This is a genomic window from Pseudomonas delhiensis, assembly GCF_900187975.1.
GTDB lineage: Bacteria > Pseudomonadota > Gammaproteobacteria > Pseudomonadales > Pseudomonadaceae > Pseudomonas > Pseudomonas delhiensis.
The window spans coordinates 266,347-279,388 of record NZ_FZPC01000003.1; the positions used below are offsets into that span (position 1 = coordinate 266,347).

The window sequence follows — 13,042 nt, forward strand, 5'->3', positions numbered from 1 at the left end:
CCTGGAAGGCTTGTGAGCTAACTCTGATTCCTTTGGGGGAAAGTTTCCAACTGGCCCAGCAGGTCGGCCTTGTGCGCCGGTGGCAGGTCGTTCCAGTGGACGTCCAGCAGAGCCCCTTCGATGGCATAGAGCAGTACCTTGGAGGCCCTGAAGCCGCGGGCCCGAACGGCGCGGTAGGCGCCGACCGCCCCCAGGCGGCGCAGGTCGGAAACGTTGTGGATGCCCACGGCGTGCAGCCATTGGGCCGAGGTCTTGCCAAGATTCTTCAGGTGCAGCAGTTCGTCGTTCATCGTCGGTCCTTGCGATGCGGCACACGGGGTGGGTCATGCATGGCGGCGACGGCCGTGAACTGCTGGAGACGGCCGGCTCACTTGACGATGAAGTGTAGCGGGCCGCTGGCGGGACAATGTGGCTTTGTGACATCGGCGGGCGCCAAAGCGCCCTCGGCGTGACGAACGGCAGCCCGGGCATACTCGACGCCCGGGCTGGAGCCGGTTCTCAGAGGCCCGGCAGGCGCTGGCGGATGCTACTTACCAGGGTGTCCAGGCTGGCGCTGTCCTGGGTGTCGACGCGCTTGCTGTGGGCCTGCTCGTCGGCGTCCAGGGCCTCGCGCCCGGCCTGCTGGGCCTGCACCACCTCGAGGGTGGCGTCGGACGGGTCGCCGCCCTGCGCCTGGCGCTGGGCCAGCCAGCTGGCGATCACGTTTTCCGGCGCCTGGCAGTCGAGGATCAGGTAGGGCACCCCGGTGTCGTCGGCGATGTGGCGCGCGGCCTGGCGCTGGGCGTGCTTGAGGAAGGTGGCGTCGAGCACCACCGGGTAGCCGGCGCGCAGGATGTCGCCGGCCAGGGCGTTGAGGCGCTCGTAGGTGGCCGCGCTGGATTCGGCGTTGTAGATGCCGCCTTCCAGGGCGCCGCGCTGGGCGTCCTGCTGTTCGCCGAACAGGCGCTTGCGCTCCACGTCCGAGCGCAGGCGGATGGCGCCCAGGGCTTCGACCAGGCGCAGCGCCACCGAGCTCTTGCCCACCGCGGAAACGCCCATGGTCAGGGCCAGGAAGCGCGAGGGGATGGCGCTGTAGCTCTCCGCCAGGTTGGCGTAGTTGCGGTACTGGCGCAGGGTCGCGGCCTTCTGCACGGCGTCGTGCTGGTGGGCCAGGCTGAACAGGGCGATCTTGGCCCGCACCAGGGCGCGGTAGGCCTTGTAGAAGTTGAGGATTTCCAGGGACTGGTAGTCGCCGGTCAGCTCCAGGTACTGGCTGACGAAGCGCCGCGCGTGGCATTTCAGGCCGCGGTCCTCGAGGTCCATGGCGAGGAAGGCGTAGTCGGCGCAGACGTCGGTGAAGCGGAACGGCTCGTTGAACTCGATGCAGTCGAACAGCACCACCTGGCCGTCGATCAGCGCGGCGTTGCCCAGGTGGATGTCGCCGTGGCATTCGCGGACGAGGCCGTTCGCCTTGCGCGCCTGCAGCAGCGGCTCCAGGCGGGCGTAGGAGCTTTCGGCCCAGGCTTCCAGGGCATCCAGCTGCAGCAGGTCGGCCTTGTCGCCGAGCAGCGGGCGGATCTGCTCGAAGTTCTGCCGCACCGGCGCCATCACCGCCTCGGCCGACCCCTGCGGGTTGTCCTGCGGGACCTGCGGGGTGCGCAGGTGGAAGCCGGCGATCTGCTTCGCCAGGGCGTCGATGTGCGCGGAGGTCAGTTCGCCGCGCGCCTGCACTTCGCTGAGCAGCGCGTTCTGCGGGAATTCGCGGCACTTGAGCGCGTATTCGATCGCCGGGCCTTCGCCGCCCAACTGCGGCGCGGCCTCGCTGCCGGTGATCGGCAGCACGTCCAGGTACAGGCCCTCGGTGAGGCGCTGGTTCAGGCGCAGTTCTTCCTCGCAGAAGTGCTTGCGCGCGGCGAGGTCGGTGAAGTCGAGGAAGCCGAAGTTCACCGGCTTCTTGATCTTGTAGGCGTACTGGCCGGTGAGCAGGACCCAGGAGATGTGGGTTTCGATGACCCGCACCTGCTCCACCGGGTGGGGGTACAGGGCAGGGTTCTGCAGGGCAGCGATCAGAGTCTGGCTCACGGGATATTGTCCTTGGCTGTCCGGATTCGGGAGGCAGGCATTATGGCGGCATCGCCGGTGGCTGCAAACTTGCGCGGCGCCGCAGGCAACCAATCGGCCGGGCGCTGGTCGAAGCTGCGTCGCCATGGCCGGGGTTCCGCCGCGTGCCCGCGACAGAGCCCGGACGCCGCCTCGCTCGGCGTCTGTCCCCTGTGGATAAAGTACGTATAATGCGCCGCCATGACGCGTCCCCGATCCCCCCGTTCCCGTAAGAATCAAAAGCCCGCTCCGTCGCGCAAGTGGCTGGGCTGGCTGCTCAAGCTCAGCCTGGTAGGCCTGGTCGTGCTGGCCGGTTTCGCCGTGTACCTCGATGCGGTCGTCCAGGAGAAGTTCTCCGGCAAGCGCTGGACCATCCCGGCCAAGGTCTATGCCCGGCCGCTGGAGCTGTTCGTCGGCCTGAAGCTGAACAAGGACGACTTCCTCCAGGAACTCGGCGCCCTGGGCTACCGTCGCGACGGCGCGGTCAGCGGCCCGGGCATGGTGGCCGTCTCCGGCGGCACCGTCGACCTCAACACCCGCGGCTTCCAGTTCTACGAGGGCGCCGAGCCCGCGCAGCGCATCCGCGTGCGCTTCTCCGGCGACTACGTGGCCGGCCTGTCCCGCGCCGACGGTGCCAAGCTGGACGTGGCGCGCATGGAGCCGCTGCTGATCGGCGGCATGTACCCCTCGCACAACGAGGACCGTATCCTCATCAAGCTGGACGAGGTGCCGCCGTACCTGGTCGACACCCTGGTGGCGGTGGAAGACCGCGACTTCTGGTCCCACCATGGCGTTTCGCTGAAGTCCATCGCCCGCGCCGTCTGGGTCAACGCCAGCGCCGGGCAGCTGCGCCAGGGCGGCAGCACCCTGACCCAGCAGTTGGTGAAGAACTTCTTCCTGACCAACGAGCGCAGCCTCAGCCGCAAGCTCACCGAAGCCATGATGGCGGTGCTGCTGGAGCTGCACTACGACAAGCGCGAGATCCTCGAGGGCTACCTCAACGAGGTGTTCCTCGGCCAGGACGGCCAGCGCTCGGTGAACGGCTTCGGCCTGGCCAGCCAGTACTTCTTCAGCCAGCCGCTGTCCGAGCTCAAGCTGCCGCAGATCGCGCTGCTGGTGGGCATGGTCAAGGGACCGTCCTACTACAACCCGCGGCGCAACCCGGAGCGCGCCATGGAGCGGCGCAACGTGGTGCTCGACGTGCTCGCCGAGCAGGGCGTGATCACCCCCGAGCAGGCCACGGCGGCCAAGCAGGCGCCCCTGGGCGTGACCCGCCAGGGCAGCATGGCCAACAGTTCCTACCCGGCGTTCCTCGACCTGGTGAAGCGCCAACTGCGCCAGGACTACCGCGAGGAGGACCTGACCGAGGAAGGCCTGCGCATCTTCACCAGCTTCGACCCCATCCTGCAGTACAAGGCGGAAACCGCGGTCACCGAGACCTTCAAGCGCTTCGCCGGGCGCAAGGGCCTGGACCAGACGGAAACCGCGATGGTCGTGACCAACCCGGAGACCGGCGAGGTGCAGGCGCTGATCGGCAGCCGCGACTCGCGCTTCGCCGGCTTCAACCGCGCGGTGGACGCCACGCGGCCGATCGGCTCGCTGGTCAAGCCGGCGGTCTACCTGACCGCCCTTGAACGGCCCAGTCAGTACACCCTGACCACCTGGATCCAGGACCGGCCGTTCTCCATCAAGGGCAGGGACGGCCAGGTGTGGACGCCGAAGAACTACGAAGGCGACTCCAACGGCACCATCTTCCTCTACCAGGGGCTGGCGCGTTCGCTGAACCTGTCCACCGCCAAGCTGGGCCTGGACCTGGGCGTGCCCAACGTGCTCAAGACCCTCGAGCGCCTCGGCGTGCCGGTGAACTGGCCGGCCTACCCGTCGATGCTGCTGGGCGCCGGCGCCATGACGCCGATGCAGGTGGCGACCATGTACCAGACCATCGCCAGCGGCGGCTTCAACACCCCGCTGCGCAGCATCCGCAGCGTGGTCGCCGCCGACGGCCAGCCGCTCAAGCGCTATCCGTTCCAGGTCCAGCAGCGTTTCGACTCGGGCTCCATCTACCTGCTGCAGAACGCCATGCAGCGGGTGATGCGCGAGGGCACCGCGCGTTCGGCCTACAACCAGCTGCCGTCGAACCTGACCCTGGCGGGCAAGACCGGCACCACCAACGATTCCCGCGACAGCTGGTTCTCCGGCTTCGGCCAGGACTTGCTGGCGGTGGTCTGGCTGGGCCGCGACGACAACGGCAAGACGCCTTTCACCGGCGCCACCGGCGCGCTGCAGATCTGGACCAGTTTCATGCGCAAGGCCGACCCCCTGCCGCTGGACATGCCGATGCCGGATAATGTCAGCATGGCCTGGGTCGATCCGCGTACCGGCCAGGGCAGCGACGCCAATTGCCCGGGCGCCGTGCAGATGCCCTATATTCGCGGAAGCGAGCCGGCGCCGGGCGCCGGTTGTGGTAACAACCAGACGCCGGCCGGCGAGGTCATGGACTGGGTCCGTGGCTGGCTGAACTGAGGCGAGAGGATTCGAAGTGAGAAACGCATGGTTTGCCGTGGCTGCCGCCACGGCCGTGCTGTCCGGCTGCGCCACCCCGCAGCAGGGCGCCATCCCGGTGCGGGATGCCGGCACCGCGGTGTCCAACCAGGAGCGTGTGGGCTATTCCAATGCCAACCGCCCGGCCAGCGCCAATACCGCGCCGAGTGCGGCGTCGCAGCCGGCCGGTGATTCCGGGGTGACCGTGATGGTGCCCCAGGATGCCGGCATGGCGCCGATCCAGACCTTCCCGGCGCAGACCGGCGCGGCGCCTATCTCCACCGCTCCCGTCACCCCCGGCACGCAATATGGCAGCGCCCCGGCGGCGCCCACCGGCAGCGCGCCGAGCAACATCAGCGCCACCGGCGGCTTCAGCCAGCAGACCTACCAGCAGCCGGTCTACCAGCAGCAACAGCCCGGCTACCAGCAACAGGCCCCGGCCGCGCCGGTGCAGGCGCCGTCCGGCATTCCCTCGCGCAACGCGCCCCTGGCCGCCGACGAGCAGCTCGATGGCCCGGTCCTGGCGCTGCTCACCACCGCCCAGCAACAGCAGGGCAGCGGCGACCTCAACGGCGCCTCGGCCAGCCTGGAGCGCGCCCAGCGCATCGCTCCGCGCGAGCCGCAGGTGCTCTACAAGCTCGCCCAGGTGCGCCTGGCCCAGGGCGACGCCGCCCAGGCCGAGCAGGTGGCCCGCCGCGGCCTGTCGCTGGCCAACGGCCGGCCGACGCTGCAGGCCAGCCTGTGGGACGTGATCGCCAAGGCCCGCGAGGCCCAGGGTGACGCGGCCGGCGCGGCTACCGCGCGGCAGAACGCCAAGGCGACGCTGTGATGGACGGCCGCCTGCCTGCCATCGCCGACCAGCTCCTGCTGATCGAGCGGGAACTGCGCGCGCTGGCCATGTGGGAAGAGCAGCCGCCCTCGGACGAGGCGCTGGCCAGCCAGGAGCCGTTCTGCGTGGATACGCTGGAGCTGGAGCAATGGCTGCAGTGGATCTTCCTGCCGCGGATGAAGCTGATCATCGAGAGCGGCGCGGACCTGCCGCACGCCTCGGGCATCCGCTCCATCGCCGAGGTGGTCTACGCGAACGAGAGCGAGCGCATGCTCGCCCTGTTCGAGGCCCTGGGCGAGTTCGACCGGCTGATCGGCGAGGCGCCCTGAGCCACGCCGGTCAGTTGCAGTTCTTCTGCAGGTCCTGCTCGGTCTGGGTGATGCGGGCCTGCCGTTCTTCTTCCGGGATACGCCGCATCTCGCCGTCGTCGTCGGCCACCCGTACCCGCGGGTTGTTCTTCAGCTGTGCCAGGTTGGTGCGCAGGGTGTCGCAGTAGCGCGCGCGCTCGGCTTCCTGCTGGGCGACTTCCTGGCGCACCTTCTCGTCGGCCGCCTTCTGCTTGTCGCTGGCCGAGGGCGCGGCCGCCGGGGCCGGCCTGGGGGGCAGCGGGAAGCCCGAGGGCGGCGGGGCGACCTTGGTGTCCACGGTGGCGGCTTCGGTGCCCTGCGGCGGCTGCGCGCCGAAATGCGTGACACCCTGGGCGTCGACCCACTTGTATACCTGGGCGGCCATCAGCGGAGCACTCAGGGCGAACATCAGGGCGCCCATCACAATCGTCCGTCGCATGCGGTTTCGGTCCTTGGATGCGGAAACTGCGGGTAACTATAACCAAAAGTGTCGAGGCGTCCGCAGAGAAAGATCACAACCTGAGTCAGACACAAATCCATATATGGCTTGACTTGACGCGGCCGAATCAGAAGAATCCAAGGTTCGCTGCAGTGGGCCGGCCGCAAGCTGGTTTTACTCGGCAGACAAGAGGCGCTACCCGCGCCGCTAAGTTTCACCCTGCTTCGCGTTACCTCGCGCTGGGTGGAGGCCCTCCGTAACACACCAGGTGCGCCTCCAAGTTCTGCTCATTCGGCAGTCGACGTAGCCGGCGATTACATTCGCCCAATTGTCTGCCGGGCAGCCAACCAAGTTTCGGTCCCCCGCCCCTGGGAGATCGTTTAGCGTTCTAGAGGTGACAACGTGGAGCTTTTATCCGGCGCTGAAATGGTCGTCCGCTCGTTGCGTGACGAAGGCGTTAAGTACATCTACGGGTACCCGGGCGGTGCCCTCCTGCACATCTACGACGCTCTCTTCAAAGAGAACGACGTGACCCACATCCTGGTCCGTCACGAGCAGGCCGCCACCCACATGGCCGATGGCTACGCGCGCGCCACCGGCAAGCCCGGCGTGGTCCTGGTGACCTCCGGCCCCGGCGCGACCAACGCCATCACCGGCATCGCCACCGCCTACATGGATTCCATCCCGATGGTGGTGATCTCCGGCCAGGTGTCGAGCAACATGGTCGGCACCGACGCCTTCCAGGAAACCGACATGGTCGGCATTTCCCGGCCGATCGTGAAGCACAGCTTCATCATCAAGCACCCTTCGGAAATCCCCGAGGTCATCAAGAAGGCCTTCTACATCGCCCAGTCCGGCCGTCCGGGCCCGGTGGTGATCGACATTCCGAAGGACATGGGCGACCCGACCCAGAAGTTCGAGTACGCGTACCCGAAGAAGGTCAAGCTGCGCTCCTACAGCCCCGCGGTCCGTGGCCACTCCGGCCAGATCCGCAAGGCCGCCGAGCTGCTGCTGGCCGCCAAGCGCCCGATCATCTATTCCGGTGGCGGCGTCATCATGGGCAACGCTTCCGAGCCGCTGACGGAAGTGGCGCACCTGCTCAACGTCCCGGTGACCAACACCCTGATGGGCCTGGGCGGCTTCCCCGGCAACGACCGCCAGTTCGTCGGCATGCTCGGCATGCACGGCAGCTACACCGCCAACCTGGCGATGCACCACGCGGACGTGATCTTCGCCGTCGGCGCGCGCTTCGATGATCGCGTCATCAACGGCGAGACCGCCGCCAAGTTCTGCCCGAACGCCAAGATCATCCACGTCGACATCGACCCGGCCTCGATCTCCAAGACCGTCAAGGCCGACATCCCGATCGTCGGCCCGGTGGACAGCGTGCTGGCCGAGATGGCCACCATCCTCAAGGAAATCGGCGAGACCCCGAACAAGGAGGCCCTGGCCGCCTGGTGGAAGCAGATCGACGAGTGGCGCGGCAACCGCGGCCTGTTCCCCTACGACAAGGGCGACGGCAGCATCATCAAGCCGCAGAGCGTCATCGAGACCCTCTGGGAAGTCACCGGCGGCGACGCCTTCGTGGCCTCCGACGTGGGCCAGCACCAGATGTTCGCCGCCCAGTACTACCGCTTCAACAAGCCCAACCGCTGGATCAACTCCGGTGGCCTGGGCACCATGGGCTTCGGTTTCCCCGCGGCCATGGGCGTGAAGCTGAACTTCCCGGAGGCCGACGTGGCCTGCGTGACCGGCGAAGGCAGCATCCAGATGAACATCCAGGAGCTGTCGACCTGCCTGCAGTACGACCTGCCGGTGAAGATCGTCAACCTGAACAACGGTGCGCTGGGCATGGTCCGCCAATGGCAGGACATGCAGTACAACAGCCGCTACTCGCACTCCTACATGGAATCCCTGCCGGACTTCGTCAAGCTGGCCGAGGCCTATGGCCACGTCGGTATGCGCATCACCGACCTCAAGGACCTGAAGCCGAAGATGGAAGAGGCGTTCGCCATGAAGAACCGCCTGGTCTTCCTCGACATCCAGGTCGACACCAGCGAGCACGTCTACCCGATGCAGATCCGCGGCGGTGCGATGCGCGACATGTGGCTGAGCAAGACGGAGCGTACCTGATCATGCGACACATCATTTCCCTGCTGCTGGAAAACGAACCCGGCGCGCTGTCCCGCGTGGTCGGCCTGTTCTCCCAGCGCAACTACAACATCGAGACCCTGACCGTGGCGCCGACCGAGGACCCGACCCTGTCGCGCCTCACCCTGACCACGGCCGGCCATGACGAAGTCATCGAGCAGATCACCAAGAACCTCAACAAGCTGATCGAGGTGGTGAAGCTGGTGAACCTGTCGGAAAGCGCCCACATCGAGCGCGAGCTGATGCTGGTGAAGATCAAGGCCACCGGCGCCCAGCGCGCCGAGGTCAAGCGCACCACCGACATCTTCCGCGGGCAGATCGTCGACGTCACCAGCAGCGTCTACACCGTGCAACTGGCCGGCACCAGCGACAAGCTCGACAGCTTCATCCAGGCCATCGGCACCGCTGCGATCATCGAGACGGTGCGGACCGGGGTGACCGGCATCGCCCGTGGCGACAAGACTCTCAGCATCTGAATTTGAAAGACGGCCCACGAGGCCACTAGACCAGGGGAATTACCCAAATGCGCGTTTTCTACGATAAAGACTGTGACCTCTCCATCATCCAGGGCAAGAAAGTTGCCATCATCGGTTACGGTTCCCAGGGCCATGCCCATGCCTGCAACCTGAAGGACTCCGGCGTCGACGTCACCGTCGGCCTGCGTTCGGGCTCGCCGTCCGCCGTCAAGGCGCAGAACCACGGCCTGAAAGTGGCCGACGTGGCCAGCGCCGTCGCTGCCGCCGACCTGGTCATGATCCTGACCCCGGACGAGTTCCAGGGCCGCCTGTACAAGGAAGAGGTCGAGCCGAACCTGAAGAAGGGTGCCACCCTGGCCTTCGCCCACGGTTTCTCCATCCACTACAACCAGGTCGTACCGCGTGCCGACCTCGACGTGATCATGATCGCGCCGAAGGCCCCGGGCCACACCGTGCGCTCCGAGTTCGTCAAGGGCGGCGGCATCCCTGACCTGATCGCCATCTACCAGGACGCTTCCGGCAACGCCAAGAACGTCGCCCTGTCCTACGCCTGCGGCGTCGGCGGCGGCCGTACCGGCATCATCGAAACCACCTTCAAGGACGAGACCGAAACCGACCTGTTCGGCGAGCAGGCCGTTCTGTGCGGCGGTTGCGTCGAGCTGGTCAAGGCCGGTTTCGAAACCCTGGTCGAAGCCGGCTACGCGCCGGAAATGGCCTACTTCGAGTGCCTGCACGAACTGAAGCTGATCGTCGACCTCATGTACGAAGGCGGCATCGCCAACATGAACTACTCGATCTCCAACAACGCCGAGTACGGCGAGTACGTGACCGGCCCGGAAGTCATCAACGCCGAATCCCGCGCTGCCATGCGCAATGCCCTCAAGCGCATCCAGAACGGCGAATACGCCAAGATGTTCATCAGCGAAGGCGCCACCAACTACCCGTCGATGACCGCCTACCGCCGCAACAACGCGGCCCATGGCATCGAAGTCATCGGCGAGCAGCTGCGCGCCATGATGCCCTGGATCGCCGCCAACAAGATCGTCGACAAGTCCAAGAACTAAGGGCTTTCCGACACTCGAGGAAACGCGGCTCCGGCCGCGTTTTTTCGTTCTTGCGCAGGGTTCTGGTATAAAGCCTGTGCGCCCGGGCGTCCGTGCCCCGCGCTCGATCGTATTCCGCTGAGTTCCCTAAGGAAGTCTCCATGAGTGAAGGTCCCGAGGAGCCGAACAAGGCCTCCGAAGAAACCGAAAGCCTGCTGCCCATCGACGAGCACGTTGAGGAAGGGCACGACGCCGACGGCCGCAAGGTCCGCCACCGCGGCATCTACCTGCTGCCCAACCTGTTCACCACCGCGGCGCTGTTCACCGGCCTGTACGCCATCATCAACGCCATGAGCGGCGACTTCTCCAATGCCGCCATCGCCATCTTCGTCGCCATGGTCCTGGATGGCCTGGACGGTCGCGTCGCGCGCCTGACCAACACCCAGAGCGCGTTCGGCGCCGAGTACGACTCGCTGTCGGACATGGTCGCCTTCGGCGTGGCCCCGGCGCTGGTCGCCTTCGAATGGGCGCTGAGCAGCCTGGGCAAGGTCGGCTGGATGGTCGCCTTCATCTACGTGGCCGGTGCCGCGCTGCGCCTGGCGCGCTTCAACACCCAGGTGGGCAAGGCCGACAAGCGCTACTTCATCGGCCTGGCCAGCCCGGCCGCCGCCGCCCTGGTGGCCGGCACCGTGTGGGCTTTCGCCGACTTCGAGATCCAGGGCGCCAAGGTCTCCCTGCTGGTCGCGCTGATGGTCGCCGCCGCCGGCATGCTGATGGTCAGCAACATCAAGTACCACAGCTTCAAGGACCTCGACCTGCGTGGCCGCGTGCCCTTCGTGGCGATCCTGGTGGTGGTGCTGGCCTTCGCCGTGGTCTTCACCGACCCGCCGCGCATCCTGCTGCTGCTGTTCCTCGCTTATGCCGCGTCCGGTCCGGTGCAATACTTGTTGCAACTGCGCCGCCGTCGTCGCCCGAGCTGATGTAATTTCCCCCGGGCTCCGCAGTCTATTGGCGCACACAGCCAGTCGTTGCGGAGCCCGCCATGCTGATCCGTATTGCCCGACCCTCCGATTGCCACGAATCGGAAGTCACTCCCGAAGCCCTCTACCTTTCCCGCCGCCGTTTCCTCGCCGCCAGCGCGGCAGGTGCCGCCCTTGCCGGCCTGCCGGCCATGGGGTTGGCCGAGCCTTCCCGCTATGCCGATGTCGAGGCCGCGGCCAGCACGCCGGGCTGGTTCAGCGAAAAGCTCCCCTCGACCAAATGGGATGCCGTCACCGTGCAGGGGGAGAGCATCACCCCCTTCAAGGATGCGACCACCTACAACAACTTCTATGAGTTCGGCCCGGACAAGGGCGACCCGGCCGCCAACGCCGGCGCGCTGAAGACCGAACCCTGGTCGGTGGTGATCGATGGCGAGGTGGCGAAGCCCGGCAAGTACGCCCTCGAGGACTTCATCAAGCCCTACCGCCTGGAAGAGCGCATCTATCGCCTGCGCTGCGTGGAGGCCTGGTCCATGGTCATCCCCTGGATCGGCTTCCCGCTGTCGGAGCTGATCAAGCGCGTCGAGCCGACGGGCAATGCCAGGTACCTGCGCTTCGAGACCCTGGTCGACCGCGAGCGCATGCCCGGCGTGCAATCCAACTTCGCCCTGATCGACTGGCCCTACGTGGAAGGGTTGCGGATGGATGAGGCCATGCACCCCCTGGCGATTCTGGTCGTGGGCATGTATGGCCGCGTCCTGGCCAACCAGAACGGCGCGCCGCTGCGCCTGATCGTGCCCTGGAAGTACGGCTTCAAGGGCGCCAAGTCGATCATCCGCATCAGCTTCGTCGCCGAGCAGCCGAAGACCACCTGGGAAAGCCTGGCGCCCGACGAGTATGGCTTCTACGCCAACGTCAACCCGACGGTGGACCACCCGCGCTGGAGCCAGGCCCGCGAGCGGCGCCTGCCCAGTGGACTATTCAGCCCCAACGTTCGTCCCACCCTCATGTTCAACGGCTACGCCGACGAAGTGGCCTCGCTGTACGCGGGGATGGACCTGAGGAAGAACTACTGATGCAGATGCGCAATCCCGTGTGGCGCGCCAGCGTATTCCTGCTGGCGCTGTCGCTGCCGCTCTACTGGCTCTACCAGGCCTGGGCCTTCGCCCTGGGGCCGGACCCGGGCAAGGCGCTGGTGGACAACCTGGGGCAGGGCGGCCTGGTCCTGTTGCTGCTGACCCTGGCCATGACCCCGCTGCAGAAGCTGACGCGCTGGAACGGCTGGATCCTGGTGCGCCGGCAGCTCGGCCTGTGGTGCTTCACCTATATATGCCTGCACCTGTGCGCCTATTGCGTGTTCATCCTCGGCCTGGACTGGGCGCAGCTGGGCGTCGAATTGCGCAAGCGGCCCTACATCATCGTCGGCACCCTGGGTCTTCTCTGCCTGCTGCCCCTGGCGCTGACTTCCAACAAATACAGCATGCGCAAACTGGGCAGCGGCTGGAAGAAACTGCACCGGCTGGTCTATCTCATCCTCGCCCTTGGCCTGCTGCATATGCTGTGGGTCGTGCGTTCGGACCTCGAGCGCTGGTCGTTGTATGCCGCCGTGGGCGTATTCCTGCTGTTGCTGCGCCTGCCGCCGGTGGCGCGGCAACTGCCGGCGCTGCGAGCCCGTTTCGCATCGCGCTGAAGATTCTTTCAGAAAAGTGTTGACGGGCCTTCTGAAGTCCCTATAATGCGCACCACTCCCAGCGACGAAGCGCTGAAAGAGCTTGAAAATCAAGCACTTAAGTAGGCTAGAAGTTGGGGGTGGTGGTCAGGCGGGTGATTCACTTGCCGCCTTTGGGTTCGACAACTGCTCCGGCAGCGGGCCGAAAAGGAAGATCGCCGGGGTGCTTGACAGCGAATTTGAACGCTGTAGAATTCGCCTCCCGCTGACGAGAAGCTTCGGCCGATCGAAAGCGCAAGCGGTTGAGTAGGAACGAAAAATTCTGAAAATAACGCTTGACGGAATAAGAGGTTGGCGTAGAATGCGCGGCCTCGGTTGAGACGAAAGAATCAACCAACTGCTCTTTAACAAGTTGAATCAAGCAATTCGTGTGGGTGCTTGTGAGCTAAGACTGGTGATCGCAAGATTATCAGCATCACAAGTAACAC

The 13,042-nt window shown here is 66.1% G+C and carries 12 protein-coding genes; 9 read left to right on the forward strand and 3 right to left on the reverse strand.

The window, feature by feature from the left end:
- Positions 1-17 precede the first annotated feature (17 nt).
- Both CHC02_RS04305 and CHC02_RS04310 read right to left on the reverse strand, forming a co-directional pair.
- The gene (locus CHC02_RS04305; RefSeq protein ID WP_089390269.1) at positions 18-290 is read right to left on the reverse strand and encodes a TfoX/Sxy family protein; all 273 of its coding nucleotides are present in this window, start codon (positions 288-290) and stop codon (positions 18-20) included.
- A gap of 208 nt (positions 291-498) precedes the next feature.
- Entirely contained in the window at positions 499-2,061 is a 1,563-nt protein-coding gene (locus tag CHC02_RS04310) for a bifunctional aminoglycoside phosphotransferase/ATP-binding protein (protein WP_089390270.1), read from the reverse strand.
- 219 nt (positions 2,062-2,280) lie between these two features.
- Here CHC02_RS04310 and mrcB point away from each other — a divergent pair, with 219 nt between their 5' ends.
- Genes mrcB through CHC02_RS04325 form a run of 3 tightly spaced genes read left to right on the forward strand, consistent with a single transcriptional unit; the run spans position 2,281 to position 5,778 of the window.
- Positions 2,281-4,602: a penicillin-binding protein 1B gene (mrcB, locus tag CHC02_RS04315; RefSeq protein WP_089390271.1), complete on the forward strand. Its 2,322-nt coding sequence runs from the start codon at positions 2,281-2,283 to the stop codon at positions 4,600-4,602.
- A gap of 16 nt (positions 4,603-4,618) precedes the next feature.
- Positions 4,619-5,449 (forward strand): tetratricopeptide repeat protein, encoded by an 831-nt coding sequence (locus CHC02_RS04320; RefSeq protein WP_089390272.1) that lies wholly within the window; start codon positions 4,619-4,621, stop codon positions 5,447-5,449.
- Positions 5,449-5,778: a YqcC family protein gene (locus CHC02_RS04325; protein WP_089390273.1), complete on the forward strand. Its 330-nt coding sequence runs from the start codon at positions 5,449-5,451 to the stop codon at positions 5,776-5,778. The genes CHC02_RS04320 and CHC02_RS04325 overlap by 1 nt, the downstream gene beginning before the upstream one ends.
- 10 nt (positions 5,779-5,788) lie before the next feature.
- Here the strand turns inward: CHC02_RS04325 and CHC02_RS04330 are convergent, their stop codons facing one another.
- Positions 5,789-6,235 carry a DUF4124 domain-containing protein gene (locus CHC02_RS04330; protein ID WP_089390274.1) on the reverse strand — a complete coding sequence of 149 codons (447 nt, stop codon included), beginning with the start codon at positions 6,233-6,235 and terminating at the stop codon, positions 5,789-5,791.
- Between the two features lie 402 nt (positions 6,236-6,637).
- Here CHC02_RS04330 and CHC02_RS04335 point away from each other — a divergent pair, with 402 nt between their 5' ends.
- The 6 genes from CHC02_RS04335 (at position 6,638) to msrQ (ending at position 12,575) form a co-directional block, all read left to right on the forward strand.
- Complete coding sequence (locus CHC02_RS04335) at positions 6,638-8,368, forward strand: acetolactate synthase 3 large subunit (RefSeq protein ID WP_089390275.1); 1,731 nt, start codon at positions 6,638-6,640, stop codon at positions 8,366-8,368.
- A 2-nt stretch (positions 8,369-8,370) separates the two neighbouring features.
- Entirely contained in the window at positions 8,371-8,862 is a 492-nt protein-coding gene (ilvN, locus tag CHC02_RS04340) for an acetolactate synthase small subunit (RefSeq protein WP_009612939.1), read from the forward strand.
- A 47-nt stretch (positions 8,863-8,909) separates the two neighbouring features.
- The gene (gene ilvC, locus CHC02_RS04345; RefSeq protein ID WP_089390276.1) at positions 8,910-9,926 is read left to right on the forward strand and encodes a ketol-acid reductoisomerase; all 1,017 of its coding nucleotides are present in this window, start codon (positions 8,910-8,912) and stop codon (positions 9,924-9,926) included.
- A gap of 140 nt (positions 9,927-10,066) precedes the next feature.
- Complete coding sequence (pssA, locus tag CHC02_RS04350) at positions 10,067-10,885, forward strand: CDP-diacylglycerol--serine O-phosphatidyltransferase (protein WP_089390277.1); 819 nt, start codon at positions 10,067-10,069, stop codon at positions 10,883-10,885.
- Between the two features lie 62 nt (positions 10,886-10,947).
- Positions 10,948-11,961, forward strand: coding sequence for a protein-methionine-sulfoxide reductase catalytic subunit MsrP (gene msrP / locus CHC02_RS04355; RefSeq protein WP_089390278.1), 1,014 nt, complete (start codon positions 10,948-10,950; stop codon positions 11,959-11,961).
- Between the two features lie 5 nt (positions 11,962-11,966).
- A complete protein-coding gene (msrQ, locus tag CHC02_RS04360; protein ID WP_089390289.1) occupies positions 11,967-12,575 on the forward strand; it encodes a protein-methionine-sulfoxide reductase heme-binding subunit MsrQ in 609 nt (202 codons plus the stop codon).
- Positions 12,576-13,042: the final 467 nt, after the last annotated feature.